Genomic DNA, 21,314 nt, shown 5'->3' on the forward strand with positions numbered 1-21,314 from the left:
AGAATATATTCAAGACATACGACGGGGAGAGGGTGTGCATTGCACGCCCCTCCCCGTCGTATGTCTTGGGCAAAAGTCCGGTAGGATTTGATTTGTATTTTATTGTCTGCATGGCAGATTCCGTTGGAAATGACATTCTCCTTTATCAAACAGTTACTGTTCACTCCGTGACCAGTAACACGCTCTGGCACAAAAATAAAGCAGCGTGAACTTGCAAAATTGAGAATTTCCAATTACAATGAACGTTAGATTAAGATTCAAAAGGGTGGAACGTAACAACAGAACTGCACAGGATTTACGAAAGGATTTTATAAGATGACAAAAGAAGAACTTGCTCTTGAAGTAATAGACCGATTAAAAAAGGAATACCCGCTGGCGGACTGTACTCTTGATTATGATGAGGCCTGGAAGCTGCTGGTAAGTGTGCGGCTGGCGGCACAGTGTACAGATGCCAGAGTCAATGTGGTAGTCCAGGATCTGTATGCAAAGTATCCGGATGTAGCCGCTCTTGCAGCTGCTGCCCCAGAAGAAATCGAAACGATTGTAAAGCCTTGCGGACTGGGAAAAAGTAAAGCAAGGGATATCAGCGCCTGTATGAAAATCCTTCATGAAAAATACCACGGCAATGTTCCTTGCGACTTCAATGCACTGCTCGCCCTCCCTGGCGTAGGACGTAAAAGTGCAAACCTGATCATGGGGGATGTGTTCGGGAAACCAGCTATTGTCACAGACACACACTGTATCCGTCTCACTAACCGGATCGGTCTTGTAGAAGGTACTAAGGATCCTAAGAAAGTAGAGATGGCACTGTGGAAGATCATTCCGCCAGAGGAGGGAAATGACTTCTGCCACCGCCTGGTGAACCATGGACGTGAAATCTGTACAGCACGAACAAAACCATATTGTGACAGATGTTGTCTTGCTGATATTTGTGCTAAAAATGGGGTAGACTAACCATAATTTTAAACGTTATTGTTCTCCAACAATTTTCTTCAATACAAACATAAAAATCTTCTCAACCCCCACACTCACCGCAATGATCACAATGGTCCATGCAAACAGATCCGGGGTTTCCAGATAGACCTTGGCTTTGTATAGTTTTTCGCCGATGGAGCCAGCTGGAATCCCGATTACCTCAGCTGCGATTCCCGCCTTCCAGCAAAGGCCAAGCCCCAGTTTGCAGGCTGTAGCTGCATAAGGCATCACCTGGGAAAGATACACAAACTGCACCTTTTTCCCTACGCCTGCACCAAAGGAATCTGCCATTTCCAGAAGCTGTTTATCTGTCTGCCGGATGCCCTCCAGGATATTCGTATATACCACAGGAAAAACCATAAGAAATGAAATAAAAACAGATAAATTTCTGGACGGAATCCAGATCAGGCACAAAATAATAAACGAGGCAACCGGGGTAGCTTTTATGACCATGATCAATGGTTCCATCAGCACCTCCACGGCAAAAAAAGCACAGGAAAGTGCTGCCAGAACTGTTCCCAGAAGCAGGGCCAGAGAAAATCCCAGAATGATCCTTCCCAAACTAAATGCCACTGATTTCCAGAAATCCGGCAGCACGATCAGCTCCGTCAGCCTTTTTATAACAGAAACAGGAGATGCCAGAAGGATCTCCTGTTTCAGCCACATACTGGTCAGCTGCCAGACCATGATCCATACAGCAGCTGCCAGGATTTTATATAATGTACGATGTTTTTTGACGCGATCAGCGCTTGTAATAGAAGTCCTCATCTGGCAACTGGCCTCCGATGGTTTCCGGATTCTGCTCATTTAAGGTGTTCAGATAACCAGAAAGAATGGTCTGCATTTCATCTCCTTCCATGAATACAATACTGCATTCCGGAATGGCTTTTGCTGCAACTTCTGTTGGAATAATATCATGGTTTCCAATGATTTCTGCAGCAGCTTCTGTATCTGAATTTACAAATTCCACAGAAGCTTTATAGGCATCCATAAACGCATCTACATCTGCCTCATGCTCTTTCAGATAATCATTTCTGGCGATCACAACACCAGTTACAAGCTTGCTGCCATCTGTCACAGAGGATTCCCAGAGCTCATTCAGATCAAGGGCTACCCGAAGATTCTCATTCTTCATCAGCGCTGTGGTTACAAACGGCTGTGGAAGAAGTCCCACTGCTGTCTGGTCTTCTGCAAGAGCTGCTACAACCTCTGCATGTTCTGATTTATATTCAATTGTAACATCCTTCTCCGGATCCAGTCCATTGGACTTAAGGACAGAGTTTAAAGCGTACTCAGGAGTGGCACCTTTGCCGCTGGCGTAGATGGTTTTTCCCTTTAAATCTTCCACAGACTGGATGGAGTCACCGTTCTCTACCAGGTAAAGAATACCCAGGGTATTGACTGCCAGAACACTGACATTTTTGTCTGTTTTCTGATACAAAACAGAGGCAAGATTGGACGGAACTGCTGCCACATCCACCTGTCCCTGAACGATCATTGGAACGATCTCATCCGGGGATGCCACAATAGAAAAATCGTAATTTTCGTCATCAAGAAGCTGCGCCATTCCCATTGCGGTAGGACCTTTCATAGCTCCGATTTTCATTACAGAACCATCCGTTTCATCTGCGGCGTTTTCTGCTTCCTCTGTCTCTTCACCGGTGGCTTCTGTTTCCTCACTCTGCTCCTCTGCAAATACAATATCTACACTTGCAATACAGCCTGTTAATGCTCCAACACCAAGTACTGCGGTCATAAGCCATGACAATGTTCTTTTCTTCATAAAACTTCCTTTCCGGATCTCGTCCCGATCCATTTCATAGGATTTGTTTTTGATTTGCTGCTGAGCTTTCTGCTGCTGTCATGCCTTATATTGTCTGAAAAAAAGTGTCAGACTGTCCAGTGCTTTTGCAAGAACAAGAGCCTCTTTTTCATCCAGTACCTCCAGTACTGCATCGGTCATCTTCCGGTGAAATTCTGCATGGTGATGATATGCTTTTCTTCCCTTCAAGGTAAGATGGATAAATACCACACGGCGGTCCTGTTCGCTTCTCTCTCTTGTGGTATAGCCTTTCTTTACCAGACTGTTCATGGAAGTCGTCAGGGAACCTACGGTAATATTCAGCTTGGCTGCAATGTCAGACATTTTATTTCCGCCAAGACCAACTGCCTCAATAATGTGCATATCGTTGTTGGTGATATCCTTATATTCTTCCGTAATAATTGCCTGCTCTTCCAGCTCCATGATCTCGTTAAACAGATGCACCAGTACATCATTAATAACTTCTCTGTTCTCCACTCTTTTCTCTCCTATAACGGCCACTGCTCACCACATGTCCAGCAGCCTATAATATGACAACATTTCTGCAAAATGTTCAAGCAAATATTTACGGTAAGTATACCACAATTTCATATTTTTTTCTACAATTTTACATATTTCGAAAACGATTATAACGCTTATTCAGTAATTTTTCCAAATCAAGAGTACTGTAATCCTCCAGGAAAATACCAATCCTGCTCTTCAAAAGCTCCATGGTATCTGCCATATTTTCTCTGGTAAGAGGCTCTTTTTCCGGAATCATCTGTTCAATAATTCTAAGATTTTTCAAATCCGCCGCAGTCAGCTTCATTACTTCAGCGGCTTCCTTTGCTTTCGAGCTGTCCTTCCATAAAATAGAGGCAAAGCCCTCCGGAGAAAGGATGGAGTAGATAGCATTTTCCATCATCCAGACTTCATCACCAACTGCAAGGGCAAGAGCTCCGCCGCTTCCCCCTTCTCCGATCACAATGGAAAGAATGGGGACTTTTAGTCCGGAAAGCTCAAACAGATTCCGGGCGATTGCCTCTCCCTGTCCTCTTTCTTCTGCCTCCAGCCCACAAAAGGCTCCAGGAGTATCCACCAGACAGATCACTGGCCTATGGAACTTTTCTGCCTGTTTCATAAGGCGCAGGGACTTGCGGTAGCCTTCCGGGGAAACCATACCGAAATTATGGGCGATATTCTCTTTTGTGCCGTTTCCTTTTTCCTGAACCAGAACAGTTACAGGCCTTCCAGCAAAGTATGCAATTCCCCCTATAAGTGCCGGATCGTCGCCGAAAAGCCGGTCGCCGTGAAATTCTGTAAAGTAATCGAACAGCCAGGGAAGGTAGTCTTTTCCTGTAGGACGTTCTTTGCTACGGGCAAGGGAAACACGGTCCCAGGCAGATTTTGGGGATATATTTTTTTCTGTAGAAGCTATATTAAAAATACTATTTTCAATTGTAAAATTGGTTGGATTGCTTCTCTTTACAGAAATATTCCCGAGGGAAAAGCCCATATCATTGACTTCATTCTGTATTGTTTCAACCAATTTTTGTGGTTCCTTTTCTACATTTTCCAGTACTTCTTTCTCTTCAACACAGCCGCTTCCACAGTGCATTTTCAGGATTTTTGTCAAGGTTTCCTTCATGTCTTTTCGTTCTACGATCTGGTCAATAAAACCATGTTCCAGCAGAAATTCAGACCTCTGAAATCCTTTCGGAAGCTTCTGCCGTATGGTCTGTTCAATGACTCTTGGACCTGCAAAACCAATCAGCGCATTTGGCTCTGCCAGAATAATATCCCCAAGCATGGCAAAGCTTGCAGTCACTCCACCGGTAGTTGGATTGGTCAAAACACTGATATAAAGAAGCCCTGCATCACTGTGTCTTTTTAATGCTGCGGAGGTCTTTGCCATCTGCATTAAAGATACAATTCCCTCCTGCATTCTGGCACCTCCAGAGCATGCAAACAGCACTATCGGAAGCCGTTCTTCCGTAGCTTTTTCCACCGCTCTTGCGATTTTTTCACCTACATTTTCCCCCATGCTAGCCATGAGAAAACGGCTGTCACACACCCCAAGAGCTACCGAAACTCCGCCAATCTCTGCCTTTCCAGTCACAATTGCCTCATCAAGACCTGTCTTTTCCTGAAGCATCTTTACCTTTTCTTCGTAGCCTTTGTAGGACAGCGGATTGCTTACAGGCATTACCGGATTCCATTCTTTAAAGGTTCCCTCATCTGCCAGCATTTCGATTCTCCGCCTTGCATGAACGCGGAAATAATTGCCACAATGAGGGCAGATATAAGCATTCTTTTTCACCTCATCTACAAAAACAGCCCCCTTGCAGGCGTTGCATTTTTTCAGCATACCATCTGGCACTTCCGGTCTTATTTCCTTTTCTGCACTTGCAGATTTGTTTGCAATTGTACGTTTAAAGGCATATCTAAGCTTCATTTACCTTCACTCCTCCGATCTGGTGGCTTTCCAGAAAACCGATATCAAATTCGCCTTTTTGATAATCAGAATCGTTCATAATTTCAAACTGATAGTCTACATTTGTATCAACCCCCTGGATGATCACTTCTCCAAGAGCACTTTTCATTTTCGCAATTGCTTCCTGCCGGTTATCGCCATGCACAATCAGCTTGGCCAGCATAGAATCGTAGTATGGCGGGATCTGATAACCACTGTAGATTCCAGTATCCACACGGATTCCCTGACCACCTGGAAGATGCAGATCTGTAATGGTTCCAGGTGACGGACGGAAGTTTTTCCATGGATTTTCCGCATTGATACGGCACTCAATAGCATGTCCCTGAATGTGGATATCCTTCTGCGAAAAGGATAAGGGTTCTCCAGATGCAATCTTTAGCTGCTCTTTTACCAGATCTAGTCCAGTCACCCATTCTGTCACTGGATGCTCCACCTGAATACGGGTATTCATCTCCATAAAATAAAATTTTCCAGTCTTTTCAAGAAGGAATTCAATGGTTCCGGCGTTCACATAATGGGCTGCTTTTGCTGCCTTCACAGCCGCAATTCCCATCTCTTTTCGCAGTTCTTCTGACACTGCCATAGACGGAGATTCCTCGATCATTTTCTGGTGGTTCCGCTGAATGGAACAGTCCCTTTCTCCAAGGTGTACTACATTCCCCTGGCTGTCTGCAAGAATCTGAAATTCAATATGTCTGGGATGCTCCACAAAGTGTTCGATATACATGGTTCCATCCCCAAATGCGATCTGGGATTCCTTCTGTGCAGTGAGAAATGCCAGTTCAAATTCCTCTGGGGAAAACGCAGTCCGCATCCCTTTTCCACCGCCTCCAAGAGCTGCTTTTATAATGACAGGATAGCCAATCTGAGCTGCTTTTTCAGCTCCTGTTTTTGCGTCCAGAATAGCCTCTTCTGTTCCCGGGATGACTGGGACTCCAGCCGCCATCATGGTATTTCTTGCAATCTGCTTGTTTCCAAGATTCTGGATCACCTGGGATGGCGGTCCTACGAAAGTAATGCCGCACTGCTCACAGATCTGGGCAAATCTGGCATTTTCGGATAAGAAACCAAAGCCGGGATGTATGGCATCTGCACCAGAGATCATAGCCGCACTGATAATGCTTTCCATATTCAGATAGCTTCCGGCGGAAGGTCCAGGGCCAATACAGATGGCTTCGTCTGCAAGCTGTGTATGCAGGCTTTCCTTGTCTGCTTCAGAATAGACTGCCACAGCTTCTATTCCCATTTCCCTGCATGCCCGGATGATCCTTACTGCAATTTCTCCACGGTTGGCAATTAATAACTTTCTGATCATAATTTTACCCTTCTAAGTGTCATTTTCTGGCTTAGAACAAGCCATAAAATTACAATGAAAAAATTTTCTTTTGTACACTTAATAGTCTTCCGAAATACCCTAACCTACCATAAATGTAAGCTCTGCCTTCACAACAATCTTTCCATCCACCGTTGCCACAGCCTCTCCAACTCCCATTGGGCCTTTCTGTTTGATGACCCGCATTTCCAGCTTCATTTTATCTCCAGGCTGTACTTTTCCTTTAAAACGGCACTTGTCAATGCCTCCAAAATAAGCGATCTTGCCTTTATTTTCCGGCTTGGAAAGGATAGCTACGGCTCCTGTCTGTGCCAATGCTTCTACGATGAGCACACCTGGCATTACCGGTTCCTGGGGAAAATGTCCTTTAAAAAAATCCTCACGGAAGGTGACACATTTGTAGCCTACTGCAAACTCTCCCGGTTCATAATCTTCGATGTAATCCACCAGTAAAAATGGGTGACGGTGAGGAAGGATTTCCTCGATCTGTTTTATATTTAAATGATTCATATCTGCTCCTATTTTTGTTTCTCAGCGAACAACAAATAACGGCTGTCCGTACTCCACTGGCTGCCCGTTTTCTACCAGAATTTCTGCAACTTCTCCGTCAAAATCGCTCTCGATCTCATTCATCAGCTTCATGGCTTCTACAATAGCCAGAACCTGTCCTTTTTTTACTTTATCCCCTGTTTTTACAAAGGCTGGGGCATCTTCAGACGGGGCTGCATAGAAGGTTCCAACAAGCGGGGATTTTACAATATTTCCTTCTGGTTCCTCAGTAGAAGATGGAGCAGCTGTGTTCTGGACTGTTTTTGCAGATGATGGAACGGTACTATTGGGAACTGTTTCCGAGGTAGGGGAAACAGTACTATTTTTGACTGTTTCAGCACCAAATACGGCACTGTTTTGCATCATTCCAGGTACGATTATCGGAGCAATTTTATTATTTAAAGTGAGCTTTAGGCCATCACCTTCATAGCAAAAAGACTCCAAATGAGAAGCTGAAACATGATCTACAAGCTTCAAAATCTGTTCAAATTCCATTCTATTTTCTCCTTTTCCAGCAGATTATCTCTCTTTTTCTGCTGCAAAATCTTATATTTTCAAAAGCCAGACAGTCTCTAGCATTTACTCATACTTTTTCATCAAAAGAACTGCATTGTGTCCGCCAAATCCCAGGGAATTGCTCATTGCATATTTTACTTCCTGCTCCCTTGGTCCGGCAATGCAATAATCAAGATCCAGCTCCTCTTCTGTCTCCCTGGTGCCTACTGTCTGATGGATAAATCCTTCCTCAATTGACTTGACACAGACAACTGCTTCTACCCCTCCGGCAGCGCCTAAAAGGTGTCCAATCATCGACTTTGTGGAGTTGATCTTCACCTTTTTCGCAGCGTCTCCAAGGGCTGCTTTAATGGCTCTTGTTTCAAAAAGATCGTTGTGGTGGGTACCAGTTCCATGTGCATTGATATAGTCGACTTCTTCCGGCTGTACCCCTGCTTCTTTCATGGCATCTGTCATAGCTCTGGCAGCTCCGCTGCCGTCTTCAATAGGAGACGTAATGTGATAAGCATCCGCAGTTGCACCGTAGCCAACTATCTCTGCATAGATCTTTGCGCCGCGGGATTTTGCATGCTCAAGCTCCTCCAGAACCACTACTCCGGCGCCTTCTCCAATCACAAAACCGCCTCTTTCTTTATCAAAAGGAATAGATGCGCGGTATGGATCCTGGCTGGTGCTAAGAGCGGTAAGATTGGTGAATCCTGCTACACCAACCGGGGTGATTGCACCTTCTGTTCCACCTGCGATCATAACCTCTGCATCCCCGTACTGGATAGCCCGAAAGGCGTCTCCAATGCAATGTGTTCCTGAGGCACAGGCTGTCACTACATTGGTACATTTTCCTCTTGCGCCTGTGGCAATGGACACGTTTCCGGCAGCCATATTGCTGATCATTTTAGGTACAAGAAGAGGATCCACCTTGGATGGGCCACGCTGGATCAGCCTCTGATCTGCAGCTTCCATAGCCTGAAGACTACCGATTCCGGAACCTACGATCACGCCCACACGGAAGGGATCTTCTTTTTCCATCTCGATTCCGGCATCTGCCATAGCTTCCTTAGAAGCCACAACTGCGTACTGGGAAAAAAGCTCCATTCGCTTTGCAGATTTGAAATCCATGTAATCTTTTGGATTGAAATCCTTCACCTCTGCAGCCAGCTTTACCTTGAAATCAGTGGTGTCAAATTTGGTAATTTCACCGATTCCAACCTTGCCTGCTTTCACATTTTTCCAGAAGGTTTCCACATTATTTCCAATAGGAGTGACTGCACCAAGTCCTGTCACTACTACACGTCTTTTGCTCATAACATTCCTCCATCTACACACAAAACCTGTCCTGTAATATACTTCGCTTCCGGAGATGCCAGGAATGCCACAGCCTTCGCCACATCCTCCGGTTCGCCAAAGGTTCCCATGGGGATATTTTTCAACGTTTCCTCTTTTACCTTATCAGAAAGTACATCTGTCATGTCCGTTCTGATAAAGCCAGGAGCAATGGCATTTACGGTAATTCCCCTTGACGCAAGCTCCTTTGCAGCCGTCTTTGTAAGACCGATCACACCGGCCTTTGAGGCTGCATAGTTGGCTTGTCCCGGGTTTCCGCCAATACCAACTACAGATGCCATATTCACAATACGGCCGTTTCTCTGCTTCAGCATCTGTCTTGCCACATGACGAATGCAGTTAAAGGTTCCTTTCAGATTTGTGTCCATAACCTTACAGAAATCATCTTCATTCATTGCCATCAGAAGCCCGTCTTTTGTGATTCCAGCGTTATTTATCAGGATGTCGATTCTTCCATATGTCTTTACTGTTTCTTTGATAAAAGCAGCACAGGCATCAAAATCAGCCACGTTACACTGGCCGATTTCAGCCTCTCCACCCTGGGAAATAATTTCAGCTTTTACTGCCTCTGCTTTCTCTTTTGAGCCATTATAATTGATGATTACGAACGCACCTTTTGCGGCAAGTTCAAGGGCAATGGCTCTTCCAATCCCACGAGAAGCCCCTGTTACAATTGCAATCTTTTTCTCTGCATTCATGCTCTTTTTACTCCTGTCACTTAGATAAATCTACTTACTTTTTATCTTTCTCCACTGCAAAAAATATGCAGCAAACAATCTATTTTCTATCTAGCTCCTCTGTTATCCATAATCTCTGGAAGCAATTCCAGATCTTCCACCTTCTGAATATTATAAGTCTTTGCATCTGGTGCAATTTTCTTCATAAAACCAGTTAAAGTCTTTCCAGGACCAATCTCCACAAAGGTATCCACGCCATCTTCCAGCATCTTTTCCACGCTTTGCTGCCAACGGACCGAGGAAGAAATCTGCTTTGCAAGAAGGTCTTTTGTCTCCTTGAAATCTGTCACATACTGTGCCGTTACATTGGTTACATAAGGGATTTTCAGACTGGAAAATTCCACTTTTGACAGCTCTTTTTCCAGTTCTTTTCCTGCATTCTGAAGCATGGATGAATGAAACGGTCCACTTACTGTAAGAGGAAGAACCCGTCTTGCCCCAGCCTCCTTCAGCTTCACAGAAGCCTCTTCTACCGCAGCTTTTGGACCAGTGATCACAATCTGTCCAGGACAGTTATAGTTGGCAATTTCTGCTTTCATCCCACCAAGAACTGCCTGGATCTTATCTGCATCCAGTCCCATAACAGCTGCCATGGAACCCTCTCCGGCAGGTACTGCCTGCTCCATAAGAATTCCCCTTTTTCGAACAGTTGTTATGGCATCCTGCACACTCATTCCCCCAGAAACGGCGATGGCGCAATACTCTCCAAGGCTTAATCCTGCTGTCACATCCGGACAAAGGCCATATTCTTCTACTACTTTTTCCATAGCCAGACAAGTTGTTACCAGTGCTGCCTGAGTGTACTCTGTAAGGTTTAATCTGTCATTTTTTTCAAAGCAAAGCGCTTTCATATCAAGGGAAAGCCACTGGCTTGCCTGGTCAAAAATCTCACGGGCAGATGGGAATTTTTCATAAAAATCCTGTCCCATTCCTGTCTTCTGGGCTCCCTGTCCAGGGAAAAGAAATGCTGTTTTACTCATAGATTTTTGTTCCTTTCAACAGCTCATCGGTCTCTTTTACAAGCTTCTGGATCAGGTCGTAACAGCTCATCTGTTCCTTCACAAGACCGGCACTCTGGCCTGCCATCACACTTCCCATTTTTACATCACCGTCCACAACTGCACGGCGTAGACTGCCAAGTGTCATCTGTTCCAGTTCCTCAAAAGGTACTCCCTCTGCCTCTTTTTTCAGGTATTCCTTTGTCATCTGATTGCGAAGGGCACGCACCGGATGACCTGTGGAACGACCTGTTACTTTTGTATCAATATCCTTTGCTTTCAGGATCATATCTTTATAATTCTGATGCGCCCAGCATTCTGTGGTAGCTACAAAATGGGTTCCCATCTGGACTGCTTTTGCCCCCAGCATAAAGGCGGCTGCAATTCCTCTTCCATCTGCAATTCCGCCAGCTGCAATCACTGGAATGTTTACGGCATCCACGATCTGAGGTACCAGAACCATGGTGGTTGTTTCGCCGATATGACCGCCGGATTCGCATCCCTCTGCCACTACAGCGTCAGCACCACAGCGCTCCATTCGCTTTGCATGAGCCACAGAAGCAATCACCGGAATGATCTTAACTCCTGCTTCTTTCCACATTTTCATGTACTTTTCAGGATTTCCTGCACCGGTTGTAACCACCGGAACTTTTTCCTCTACGATCACCTGTGCGATCTCATCTGCATATGGGCTCATCAGCATAATGTTGACGCCGAATGGCTTATCTGTAAGTTTTTTTACCTCACGTACCTGCTGGCGTACCCAGTCTGCTGGAGCGCTTGCGGCACCAATAAGGCCAAGGCCTCCGGCTGCGGAAACTGCTGCTGCAAGGTGATATTCTGCCACCCATGCCATTCCTCCCTGAATGATCGGGTATTCAATTCCAAGTAATTCTGTCACGTCTGTTTTCATGAAATTCTCCATTCTGTAATGCTATAATTTCAAATTACTGACGGCTCTGAAGATAGTTTTCCACGTCACCGATGGTCTTAATATTCTCAAGATCCTCTGTAGGAATCTCTACCTCAAACTCCTCTTCCAGTGCCATTACCATCTCAAAAAGGTCAAGGGAATCTGCTCCCAAATCTTCTTTAAAAGAGGTTTCTGCTGTCATGGTGTTTACATCTGCTCCTAATGAATCTGCTGCGATTTCTTTGATTTTTTCTAACATTTTTTATTCTCCTTATTTCGATTTTTTAATTTGTTTTTTCTTATTTATTTATGATTCAAAGCCTTTTTTCAGCTTGAATTACTTGATTATTTCCAGCCGAAATATAATTTTATGCCTGGCAGAATTTCAGCCAGTCAAATTATAATCTGCTTTTTACCACCTCATCAGGCTTGCCCCATAGGTAAGTCCGCCTCCAAATCCCGAAAGAACGATCCAGTCTCCCGGATTCAATTTTCCTCTTTTTTTCCATTCATCCAGCAAAAGCGGAATACTTGCAGATGAAGTATTTCCCAGTCTTTCTATGTTCATGGGATACTTTTCCAAAGGTTCTTTCATGTGCTTTGCCACAGAAGAAACGATTCTCTGATTTGCCTGATGAAGCATGTAAAAGCGAATCTCTTCTTTTGTTTTTCCTGCTTTTTCCAGAACCTCGAAAATCACTTCCGGCACTTTGGAAACTGCGAATTTGAACACTTCTTTCCCATCCATCTGCATATATGTGGCAGAAAGATTGGTGCCTTTTTCCACAAATTCCGGCTGGTTCCGACTTGTGCAGGTAAGGGCATCCCCACCTTTTCCAATGGAATGAGTGGCCTGAATATAGACGGCATCTTCCTCTGCTTCCAGCACCACAGCTCCTGCTCCATCCCCAAACAGCACACAGGTGCTCCGGTCCTGCCAGTTTGTCAGATTGGAAAGAACTTCTGCACCGATTACCAGCGCTCTTTTGTAAATATGCTGTCCAAGATATGCCTGAGCTGTATTTAGCGCCAGTAGGAATCCGGTACAGGCACTGTTCAGATCAAAGCAGGTGGCGCCCGTTGCACCGATTAGCTTCTGCACTTCGCAGGCTGCACAGGGCATGATTCTCTCGGAAGACATAGTAGAAACCAGGATCAGATCAATCTCTTCCGGTCTCACTTCTGCATCTCTCAGCGCTTCCCCAGCTGCTCTGGCCGCCATATAAGCAACCGTCTCTCCCTGGCTTGCAATATGCCGCTGTCCAATTCCTGTCCGTCCCCGGATCCATTCATCACTTGTCTCCATCATGTGGGACAGCTTGTCATTGTCCCACACCTGAACCGGTCTATAGGAACCGGTTCCTTTTATTTTTCCAACCATAATACCTCCAGGTATGTTGTACTTTCTGCATTTGTTTTTGTTTTAAAATAGTTTGATTATCAAAGTATATCATAAAATTCCTGTTTGTCAATAGCCAAAATTACAGGAAGCGGAATCTTTTATGCCATTATGCATTATCCCGACATGCGTTAAGGTCTCTTGCTCGTATGGACTGTTACTCGCAGCTTACAAAAAAATACCGTCTGAATCAGATTCTTTTCTGACTCAAACAGTATTTTCACTTTTCATTATACATCTGGAAGCGTAACTCCTGCTTCAGACTATTTTTTCACCCGAACCTTACAGGTCACTTTTTTACTTCCTGACTTAACTGTAATGACCGTGGTTCCTTTCTTTTTCGCAACGATTTTCCCTTTTGAATTTACAGTTGCCACCTTTGGTTTGGAGCTCTTATAGGTTATCTTCTGCTGGCTGGTAACGGGCTTGAGGATTACCTTTAGCTGGAAGGTTTTGCCCTTCTTGGCCAGAACCACGCTTCGTTTATTCAAAGATACGCCTGTAGTTTTTACAATGCCCTTCTGGACTTTTACATAAAAAGCCGTGCGGCTTCCATTGGTATATGTAACCGTAACGGTGGTCTTTCCGGCTTTTTTTCCTACGATTTTTCCTCTTTTAGATACAGCCGCGATCCGCTTGTTTGAGGTTCTGACCTTCTTTATTTTTCCAGTGGGTTTATAGGACTGTCCAACCTGCAACGTAAGAGAAACAGGAGCAGCAGTGGGCGCCGGTGTCTTGACTGGCACTGGAGTTGCCGTTGGTTTCGGCACTGCAGTTGGCTTTGGCGTCGCAGTTGGCTTTGGCGTCGCAGTCGGCGCTGGCGTCGCAGTCGGCTTTGGCGTCGCAGTCGGCGCTGGCGTCGCAGTCGGCTTTGGCGTCGCAGTCGGCACCGGTGTATTGGTTAGAAGCGGCATCACAGTAGGCGTTGGTGTCATCTCTTCCTCTTTTTCCCCATACCCTCTTTCCGCCAGTTCCGGCAAAATAAATATCGGGGAACTTCCTCCGCTTGATGATGTGGAAAAGCTTCTATATTCCACCCTTTCTTCCCCAATGAGTATAGATTGTCCCATAGACTGCCTTCCTACAAGCAGGTACCGTGTAGACGCCTCCGTGCCAATGTCATCCCAGGTGGCATCCACTAAATACCACTTGCCGTCCTCCATCTGGATGTAATTCCACATATGCGCACCAGGTGTCCCATATGCAGTTCCCTTTGCAGTTCCGCTGACACAGGCACAATTGAGTCCCATATAATCACAGAGAATCTTCATAGACTTTGCATAGCCTTCGCAGACAAATGCCGGATCTTCGTCCAGAAAAAGAGAGGCTGCGGTGTGAACCCACATAGTACTGTTATTTCTGTACGACACATTCTGGCAGATATAGTCATGAACGGCCTTCACTTTCTGCTGTCTGTTCATTCCGGTAGTACACGCATTTAATTCCTGGACCGTCTTCTGCACAGACGCCATAAAATCATTCATTTTCCAATGGGCTCCCTCAGCAATCTCCCGCTTCTCCGGATTAAAGCTATATCCGTAAAAAGTGGCTCGATATCCCGTGGATGAGGTGTCGTCCAAAATGCAGCTGATCCGGTATCCATAGCTTCCGCCTCTGAACCAGAATGCCTGTGGATAATCATAGGAAAAAGCGTCCGAAGCCGCCTGTATTGCACCGCTTACTTTGCTTTTCGCTGATTCGTACTCTTCCCCTGTTTTCTGAAAAGCTCCATCTTCTACTACCGCCTCAAAGGAAATGCTTTCCGGAAGTTCAAAAGAAATAGTCAGATTATCCAAATGCTGGCTATACTCTGTCACATAATTCTGGACCATTAAATTATAAAGCTGCCTGGCATCCCCATCCAGCTGCGCGCCATAGCTGTCCGTGTAGGTTTCCAGGGAAAACAGGCTGATGCCAGTGTCGCCGGCGGCGGATGCAAGGGCTCCGGAGGTGACGGTGCCGGAGTCTTCTGTTATATCCTGCGCAATTACCAATGCAGGGCATCCCAAAACAAGCAACAGAACAGCAAATACAATTGAAACAAAGTAACTTATTTTTTTCATTTAGCAGTACCCCTTTTTATAGTGCTTTTCCGAAAATTATATATTGATAAATACATGCGCTGCATAAAAGAAGTCCACTTCCCAAAGCGATCTGATAATATCGTAATTTTGAAATTCTGACATTTATCTTATTGTTCCATACTGCATATGCAAATGGCAAAACCAAGGGCAGATAATACCTTGTCTGAACGCCCTTTATACTGCCCGCGCCAATAGGTGTAAACGCCAGATACATAGCAAGCCAGATAAGAATAACTGATAAAACTACACCTGCTATACATGTTTTTCTAAAGATTTTAATGTTCTGGAAGGACTCCGGTTCCCCTTGTGGTTTCACCAAAAAGATAAGCAATAAAAGCGGCAAAAGGATCAATGCCCATACTTCCTTTAGCGTTCCAAGTACATACAGATTTAAAAACATCTGGTTACAGATCAAGATTGTATTTTCTGCTCCATCTCCAAAATTCCGGAAATTATCTAAAGCGCAAATGTCCCGAATAAACATTTTTAAAGCAGCTATAGGATGATGGATCATGCTCAGAATCTGTCCAGCCATACCAGTATTCCCACCACGTGTATCACCGCCATAAGACAGATTTCCTTCTATCATATTCCTTACCAATGGCTGGAATTTCATTACCAGTATTCCGACCATCACAAGACATAGAAAACATAAAATACCTGTTCCTATGCGCTTTTTCATTTTTGTATTTAGACACACATTTATTCTTCTCCAGATTACAGGAAGCAATAACAAAAATACGGGAAAATATACGGGTTTGATAATACAGCCGCATCCAAAAAGCACTGCCGAAAAAAGAATATTCAAAAGATTTTCTTTTCCTTTTTCCTTTTCTATTTCGTTTACACAAAGCACTGTTCCTAATGTGATAAAGGAAAAACAGATCCCATCATAAGTATACATACTGCTTTGAAATATGACAGTTGGCATCATGCCAATTACTGCAATCAAAACCTTTTTTCGCCGTGCCAATATAATGGCCAAAATATTTAACAGAACACAAAAAACAAGATTTCCAAGTCTTCCCAGAATATAAGCATTCGCATAGGAAAGACCAATTTTTTCTCCAAAATGATATGCCAGGATCATTGGGAAATAGGAAATATAATTTTTCAATGATCCTGTAGAATTATATACATAGTCACCGCTTTCCGCTTTTTTATTCAAATATCTTTTAAGCAGATAACTTTCCTCTGCTGTATTTACAGCATACCAACCCTTACGTGAAAAGCTTTTTTTAACAGCTGAATTAGCACTAACCTTAGAGGAAAAACTGGCATTATGGACGACAGAATAATGTGCTTCCTCGTCCCACGTAACCGCATATGGTCCAGCCATTACAGAAATCAGACTGCCAAATCCCAGCGCTGCGATCATATAAAACACCCAGGTTTTTTTTACGATCAATTTCTTCTCAAATAATATCAATAGTACTAAAAATACCACTAAAACATTAAAGAAAATGCGGTATTTATTTAAAGAAAATTCATTTGAACAGGAAATGCCAGTAAGTTGGATCTCAGATGGATCTGTAAGAGTTATCTGAATTTGCTTTACTTTTTTATTAATATTTGTAAATGCAGATTTCAACTCTTTAAACATATAGTCCTTTATTTCCAGAACTTCCTCTGCACCAAAATCATTTATTGTTACCAAACTGATATTATATGCACTTTTCTTTTTTGCGGTTCCATGCAATATCAGCTTTTTCACATAAATTGGTTCTGCAAACTCGCTTTGATAAATTGCCGTCTCCTCTGTAGAAGGTGCAATATCCATGATTGTAATGGAACTATATCCTTCTGTAATTGCATGATAATTAAAAGCAAACTCCAGCAATAACGCAACCGCAACTGCAGCCAGGATTTCGACTGCCAGATGAATTACCTGCTTTCTTCTATCTGTTTTTGCATTTATATTATTGCTAATCATTTTTCCCAATTTATTTGTTTCTCCATAGCTTTTTCTTAACAAATTTCAAAGGTTCTTTCCATCTTCCATTTCCGTCCAAGCAACACCAGCAATTTTTAATATACTGAAAATCTTTTTTAATAGCCTTAAACATACTCTTTTTTGGGAACTTATTTTCTTTATTCTGCAAGGTAACCTGAAGAAGCTGCGGGCATATTTTTTCAATAATCCTTACCTGGTATTTCTTTCCCTTCAGCAGTTCCAGATCTACCCCTCCCAGGATTTCCAGTATACAGCTACAATTACAAAGCTGCAAAGAATCCATATTGGGAACCAAGGTCAGTGCCTGCTCCATGCTGGAAAGCCAGCAGCCCATACGCTGCTCCCTGTAAAATCGTACAGGCCATTTTAGCAGCTGTTCATCCTTTTTCACATAATCGAAATAATGCTGAAGGGAATCCTGCATATCTTGCCGCCAACGGATATTTACATATTTTTTCGTATACTTTTTTAAATTTAGATCTGCTTTTTCTACCCAATTATAAATGGTATAATAGTTGCACTCCCACACACCACATCGAAGGATTGCCGTCATTTTATCATCATGGGGATACTGGTCATATGCATAAAAATTCCGGTCTTCATCTGCTGCCATACCATCACAATGGCTGTCAAAATCCTGCAGTCTTTCTTTGCTTTTCTTTCCCGTTCTCTTTCGGTACTCATATCCCCGGTTCATTATTTTCGCCAGCTCAGGCGGCGCTTCACGGTCCAGTTCCGAGATATTCTCATGCTCCAGGGTAAATGCAAAATAATCAATTCCGCTATATTCCAGAAGTGCCATCATAGTCCGGGAATCATACCCACCTGTAAGGGGCAGCATGATCCTGCCATTATAAGTCCGCACTAAATTACGCAAAATAGTTTCAAAATAATGGATCACTGCATCCAGCCGCAGCTCATCTGTTTCATAGTTTTTGTTTCCAAGATATAAGCTTCGGCTTTCATACTTTCGATTGATCAGATCATAGGTCTGGGAAGGCATCAGGCGATAGGTATCCGGATAAACAGTTCCTGATCCTGGATAATAATCCAGTCCAAAATTATGTCTCAGACGGGGATTTCTGCTCTTTCTATGCATAGCCTCATTTATACAGCTTAAGCTGCTGGAAACGATCCCGCTGTCTGTATAAAAGCAGCCCAATAACCCACAGGCATCCAGGTAAATATATTTATCATAGATCAACAGCCAGGTTCCGGACCAGGTTTCCAGCTGCTGCTCCAGTTCTGCCCGGTCTTTTATTTCCCGGATCTGTTCTAATGGATCATTTCTTCCCTCTTCTGCCTGAAAAGCCCAGCCCAAAAGACAGATTTCAGAAGCTCCAGATTCGTTCTGTACTATTTGAATATGCAGATTTTTATGATAAGACAAGATTTTTCCACAGCTTAATGTTACATGCTGAAAATCCTGCACATCCAAGGGCTGGTCCATTATGATAAATTGTTTGGTAAAAGTCATTTTTCCACATCCTTAAGATGATTATACTGTTCCTGGATTCTCTGAAGTTCCATTTCGAAATCCTGACGGTTCTTCTGTACCAAAGTTTGAAGAATCATGCCTGAAAAGAAGGCCTGGATTGCGCCAAGTACTGCGAATCCGCTTACGATCAGAGTCGGGATCTTTCCTACCCGTCCAGTCTCAAGATATGTTACAAAAACCGGGAAAAAGAAGCCTAGCCCGAGTATCAGCAAAATGCCCGCCAAAATTCCAAAGAAGGCCATTGGCTTATAATTTCGGTACAGTCTTGCAATGGTTTTCAGTACTTTAAAGCCATCTGAGTACGTGTTCAGCTTAGACTCACTTCCATCCGGACGATCTCTGTATTCGATCACTTCATTCTCAATGTACATGTTTTTATCCACTGCATGGATACTCATTTCTGTTTCAATTTCAAATCCTTTTGACAAAACCGGGAAGGATTTTACAAACTGATAGCTGAATGCTCTGTATCCGGTCATAATATCGTTGATCTGGGTTTTAAACATAACATTAATACATTTCCGCACCAGGCTGTTTCCGAAATTATGAAACGGTCTTTTGTTCTCTGTAAAATAAGTGGAAGATAAACGATCTCCCACCACCATATCTACTTTCTTATTCAAAACCTTCTCTACCATTGCTGGTGCAAACTCAGCCGGGTAAGTGTCATCCCCATCTGCCATAATATAGCACTGGGCATCAATCTCACGGAACATGCGGCGGATCACATTGCCCTTTCCCTGCTGGTATTCGTACCGAACCACAGCCCCAGCTGCGCGCGCAATCTCATCGGTATGATCTGTAGAATTGTTATCATAAACGTAAATCACTGCTTCTGGCAGCACCTTTTTGAAATCTTTTACAACTTTTTCGATTGTTTTGCTTTCATTGTAGCATGGTATTAATACTGCTATTTTATCCATTCTGATATAATCCTTTCCAAATCAGTCAGCATCTTTGCTTCTTTTCCCAGGTACGTTCACTGATTATATATCTTGGACGGTGCTTCGTCTCCGGGTAAATTTTCCCTACATATTCTCCAATTACGCCAAGACACAGCAACTGGATTCCGCCCATAAAGCAGACGCAGGGGATTACGATGTATAAAATTGGTATTTTTTTCATATTATTTTTTCCTTCGTCTTAAAGTTAAAGCTAAGCATATCACCATGATTTATATGATATGAGTTCAAATAAAAAATCCCGTTGCCAGTTCATGTAGTTATTATTGTACTACATGGACAAACAACGGGCAAGAGAATTGTCATTCTAAAAATCTTTCCTGCTTTTTTCCTGTAAACTCCGTAAAATTTCAAAAACAATAGGATTTTTAAAGACAATTTGAACTGCTGCATAAAAGAGCACCGAAATTGTAACACACAGCACTAACTGTAAAATATTATTCATATAATACCTTTTCACAATGCCACAAATAATGCCAATTACAACAGAACCTAATACAGTCAGATAAACATTCTTAATATTACATCTGATTTTAAAACACCTTCTTGCATATGCAAAAGAGATAAAACAAATGCAGGCTTCTGCCAGAACAGTGGTAAATGCCGCCGCATTTTCCTTAAAATAAGGAATTAAGATAAAATTCAGGACAATGTTTCCTACAGCACTTATGATGGTTGCGATCATTACTATTTTTTCTTTTTTAAATGAAATAAGCACCCCGTTGCAAAAGATATTTGCAAACACAGCAAAGATCAGCGCAATGCTAAGGAGGGATAGTGAGATATGTGCCTCACTGTATGATGTACCAGCAAAGACTTCCACAATCGGCTTTGCCAGAAAAAACAGCCCCACCATACAGGGAACACAGCCCAATATCATATAATTCATTAAGTCATTTCCTAATTTTTCAAGGCCCTTATCATCCTTTGTTCCAATATAAAACGCAAATCTTGGTATCACTACTGCGACAGCAGCACTTAAAACCTGCTTCACGATCTTATATATTTTAACAGAAGTGCTGTAAAGTCCAACACTATAGTCACCAGCAATCCACCCCAAAATAGTAGTATCAGAGCTTATATATATTGTGGTCGCAATTGTTATGGAAAACACAATTAATATAGGTTTCAAATGTTTAGTATCTGGTCTGGCAACCAAATGAAGATCCACATATTTGTGAGACCGCAAGAACATAAAAATACTGGCACCGCTGCTGGAGATAACAGTTATAACAGAATATACATATAAATCATTACTGTTGTGAACAAAAACAAATAAAAGTATTACAGCTATAACTTGCAGTATCAGCGTAATTTTCGTGATGTACGAAAAATCTTCGAATATAGTATAAATCCAATTTACCCCCAAAGTTGCCAGTAAAATTTCTGAACTTAATATTAAAATAACGGGAATATATGGTCTGAATTTTCCAACAAAAATAAGACATAGTATTAATAATATATATGCCAAAATGGTGGAATAAAAATTAATCGAAAAAATTTCACTGGCAAATTCAGAACACTTTTTCCGGTCATTACGGTATTTAGAACCTTCCCTGACCGCATACGCCGAAATTCCCAATGCCGCAACTAAAGAAAAATAGCTGACTATTGAAGCCGAAAACTCAAATTTTCCAATCTTTTCAATTTGCAGGACTCTCAGCGCATAAGGATATGTAATAAGTGGAAATACCAGTGAAAAAACTGTTTTTATTATATTTAACGTTGCATTTTTTTTAATTGATTTTTTTTCCATGTCT

General features: G+C 42.9%; 19 protein-coding genes and 1 pseudogene. 1 reads left to right on the forward strand and 19 read right to left on the reverse strand.

Annotation, left to right across the window (positions count from 1 at the left end):
* The first annotated feature begins 315 nt into the window (after positions 1–315).
* The gene (locus LIQ05_RS06030) at positions 316–954 is read left to right on the forward strand and encodes an endonuclease III domain-containing protein (protein ID WP_226819407.1); all 639 of its coding nucleotides are present in this window, start codon (positions 316–318) and stop codon (positions 952–954) included.
* Between the two features lie 15 nt (positions 955–969).
* On the opposite strand, the gene LIQ05_RS06035 is transcribed toward LIQ05_RS06030, so the two are convergent.
* The 19 genes and pseudogenes from LIQ05_RS06035 to LIQ05_RS06125 form a co-directional block, all read right to left on the reverse strand.
* Entirely contained in the window at positions 970–1,743 is a 774-nt protein-coding gene (locus tag LIQ05_RS06035; RefSeq protein WP_226819409.1) for an ABC transporter permease, read from the reverse strand.
* Entirely contained in the window at positions 1,718–2,758 is a 1,041-nt protein-coding gene (locus LIQ05_RS06040) for an ABC transporter substrate-binding protein (RefSeq protein WP_226819411.1), read from the reverse strand. The genes LIQ05_RS06035 and LIQ05_RS06040 overlap by 26 nt, the downstream gene beginning before the upstream one ends.
* A 78-nt stretch (positions 2,759–2,836) precedes the next feature.
* Positions 2,837–3,274 (reverse strand): transcriptional regulator, SarA/Rot family, encoded by a 438-nt coding sequence (locus LIQ05_RS06045; RefSeq protein WP_330633953.1) that lies wholly within the window; start codon positions 3,272–3,274, stop codon positions 2,837–2,839.
* Positions 3,275–3,404: 130 nt separating this feature from the next.
* Complete coding sequence (locus LIQ05_RS06050; RefSeq protein WP_226819413.1) at positions 3,405–5,231, reverse strand: acetyl-CoA carboxylase carboxyltransferase subunit alpha; 1,827 nt, start codon at positions 5,229–5,231, stop codon at positions 3,405–3,407.
* Positions 5,221–6,585, reverse strand: coding sequence for an acetyl-CoA carboxylase biotin carboxylase subunit (locus LIQ05_RS06055; protein ID WP_226819415.1), 1,365 nt, complete (start codon positions 6,583–6,585; stop codon positions 5,221–5,223). Before LIQ05_RS06055 ends, LIQ05_RS06050 begins: the two co-directional genes overlap by 11 nt.
* A 99-nt stretch (positions 6,586–6,684) precedes the next feature.
* Entirely contained in the window at positions 6,685–7,113 is a 429-nt protein-coding gene (gene fabZ, locus LIQ05_RS06060) for a 3-hydroxyacyl-ACP dehydratase FabZ (RefSeq protein ID WP_226819417.1), read from the reverse strand.
* A 21-nt stretch (positions 7,114–7,134) separates the two neighbouring features.
* The gene (gene accB / locus LIQ05_RS06065) at positions 7,135–7,647 is read right to left on the reverse strand and encodes an acetyl-CoA carboxylase biotin carboxyl carrier protein (RefSeq protein WP_226819419.1); all 513 of its coding nucleotides are present in this window, start codon (positions 7,645–7,647) and stop codon (positions 7,135–7,137) included.
* Positions 7,648–7,731: 84 nt separating this feature from the next.
* A complete protein-coding gene (gene fabF, locus LIQ05_RS06070) occupies positions 7,732–8,970 on the reverse strand; it encodes a beta-ketoacyl-ACP synthase II (protein WP_226819421.1) in 1,239 nt (412 codons plus the stop codon).
* Positions 8,967–9,707, reverse strand: a complete 741-nt coding sequence (gene fabG, locus LIQ05_RS06075; RefSeq protein WP_226819423.1) for a 3-oxoacyl-[acyl-carrier-protein] reductase — start codon at positions 9,705–9,707, stop codon at positions 8,967–8,969. Before fabG ends, fabF begins: the two co-directional genes overlap by 4 nt.
* A gap of 86 nt (positions 9,708–9,793) precedes the next feature.
* A complete protein-coding gene (gene fabD / locus LIQ05_RS06080; protein WP_226819425.1) occupies positions 9,794–10,726 on the reverse strand; it encodes an ACP S-malonyltransferase in 933 nt (310 codons plus the stop codon).
* Positions 10,719–11,657 carry an enoyl-[acyl-carrier-protein] reductase FabK gene (gene fabK / locus LIQ05_RS06085; protein WP_226819427.1) on the reverse strand — a complete coding sequence of 313 codons (939 nt, stop codon included), beginning with the start codon at positions 11,655–11,657 and terminating at the stop codon, positions 10,719–10,721. Before fabK ends, fabD begins: the two co-directional genes overlap by 8 nt.
* Positions 11,658–11,691: 34 nt before the next feature.
* Positions 11,692–11,916, reverse strand: coding sequence for an acyl carrier protein (gene acpP, locus LIQ05_RS06090; RefSeq protein ID WP_226819429.1), 225 nt, complete (start codon positions 11,914–11,916; stop codon positions 11,692–11,694).
* 153 nt (positions 11,917–12,069) lie between these two features.
* Positions 12,070–13,038, reverse strand: a complete 969-nt coding sequence (locus LIQ05_RS06095; protein WP_226819431.1) for a beta-ketoacyl-ACP synthase III — start codon at positions 13,036–13,038, stop codon at positions 12,070–12,072.
* 281 nt (positions 13,039–13,319) lie between these two features.
* On the reverse strand, positions 13,320–15,119 hold the full coding sequence (locus LIQ05_RS06100; protein WP_226819433.1) for an Ig-like domain-containing protein: 1,800 nt from the start codon (positions 15,117–15,119) through the stop codon (positions 13,320–13,322).
* A 16-nt stretch (positions 15,120–15,135) separates the two neighbouring features.
* Complete coding sequence (locus LIQ05_RS06105; protein ID WP_226819576.1) at positions 15,136–17,073, reverse strand: DUF2142 domain-containing protein; 1,938 nt, start codon at positions 17,071–17,073, stop codon at positions 15,136–15,138.
* A gap of 10 nt (positions 17,074–17,083) precedes the next feature.
* Positions 17,084–18,571, reverse strand: a complete 1,488-nt coding sequence (locus LIQ05_RS06110) for a hypothetical protein (protein ID WP_226819434.1) — start codon at positions 18,569–18,571, stop codon at positions 17,084–17,086.
* On the reverse strand, positions 18,568–19,515 hold the full coding sequence (locus tag LIQ05_RS06115; RefSeq protein ID WP_226819435.1) for a glycosyltransferase family 2 protein: 948 nt from the start codon (positions 19,513–19,515) through the stop codon (positions 18,568–18,570). The genes LIQ05_RS06110 and LIQ05_RS06115 overlap by 4 nt, the downstream gene beginning before the upstream one ends.
* A gap of 25 nt (positions 19,516–19,540) precedes the next feature.
* Positions 19,541–19,678 (reverse strand): annotated as a pseudogene (locus LIQ05_RS06120) (glycosyltransferase); the annotation flags it as partial.
* A gap of 183 nt (positions 19,679–19,861) precedes the next feature.
* The gene (locus tag LIQ05_RS06125) at positions 19,862–21,310 is read right to left on the reverse strand and encodes a flippase (RefSeq protein WP_226819436.1); all 1,449 of its coding nucleotides are present in this window, start codon (positions 21,308–21,310) and stop codon (positions 19,862–19,864) included.
* Positions 21,311–21,314: the final 4 nt, after the last annotated feature.

It is taken from the genome of Blautia glucerasea (assembly GCF_020537505.1).
Classification (GTDB): Bacteria; Bacillota; Clostridia; order Lachnospirales; family Lachnospiraceae; genus Blautia_A.

Excerpts from the sequence above, each read along its gene's own strand:
- LIQ05_RS06030 (WP_226819407.1), top strand. The coding sequence starts at position 316 with ATGACAAAAGAAGAACTTGCTCTTGAAGTAATAGACCGATTAAAAAAG.
- LIQ05_RS06035 (WP_226819409.1), bottom strand. The coding sequence starts at position 1,743 with ATGAGGACTTCTATTACAAGCGCTGATCGCGTCAAAAAACATCGTACA.
- LIQ05_RS06040 (WP_226819411.1), bottom strand. The coding sequence starts at position 2,758 with ATGAAGAAAAGAACATTGTCATGGCTTATGACCGCAGTACTTGGTGTT.
- LIQ05_RS06050 (WP_226819413.1), bottom strand. The coding sequence starts at position 5,231 with ATGAAGCTTAGATATGCCTTTAAACGTACAATTGCAAACAAATCTGCA.
- LIQ05_RS06055 (WP_226819415.1), bottom strand. The coding sequence starts at position 6,585 with ATGATCAGAAAGTTATTAATTGCCAACCGTGGAGAAATTGCAGTAAGG.
- fabZ (WP_226819417.1), bottom strand. The coding sequence starts at position 7,113 with ATGAATCATTTAAATATAAAACAGATCGAGGAAATCCTTCCTCACCGT.
- accB (WP_226819419.1), bottom strand. The coding sequence starts at position 7,647 with ATGGAATTTGAACAGATTTTGAAGCTTGTAGATCATGTTTCAGCTTCT.
- fabF (WP_226819421.1), bottom strand. The coding sequence starts at position 8,970 with ATGAGCAAAAGACGTGTAGTAGTGACAGGACTTGGTGCAGTCACTCCT.
- fabG (WP_226819423.1), bottom strand. The coding sequence starts at position 9,707 with ATGAATGCAGAGAAAAAGATTGCAATTGTAACAGGGGCTTCTCGTGGG.
- fabD (WP_226819425.1), bottom strand. The coding sequence starts at position 10,726 with ATGAGTAAAACAGCATTTCTTTTCCCTGGACAGGGAGCCCAGAAGACA.
- fabK (WP_226819427.1), bottom strand. The coding sequence starts at position 11,657 with ATGAAAACAGACGTGACAGAATTACTTGGAATTGAATACCCGATCATT.
- acpP (WP_226819429.1), bottom strand. The coding sequence starts at position 11,916 with ATGTTAGAAAAAATCAAAGAAATCGCAGCAGATTCATTAGGAGCAGAT.
- LIQ05_RS06095 (WP_226819431.1), bottom strand. The coding sequence starts at position 13,038 with ATGGTTGGAAAAATAAAAGGAACCGGTTCCTATAGACCGGTTCAGGTG.
- LIQ05_RS06100 (WP_226819433.1), bottom strand. The coding sequence starts at position 15,119 with ATGAAAAAAATAAGTTACTTTGTTTCAATTGTATTTGCTGTTCTGTTG.
- LIQ05_RS06105 (WP_226819576.1), bottom strand. The coding sequence starts at position 17,073 with ATGATTAGCAATAATATAAATGCAAAAACAGATAGAAGAAAGCAGGTA.
- LIQ05_RS06110 (WP_226819434.1), bottom strand. The coding sequence starts at position 18,571 with ATGACTTTTACCAAACAATTTATCATAATGGACCAGCCCTTGGATGTG.
- LIQ05_RS06115 (WP_226819435.1), bottom strand. The coding sequence starts at position 19,515 with ATGGATAAAATAGCAGTATTAATACCATGCTACAATGAAAGCAAAACA.
- LIQ05_RS06125 (WP_226819436.1), bottom strand. The coding sequence starts at position 21,310 with ATGGAAAAAAAATCAATTAAAAAAAATGCAACGTTAAATATAATAAAA.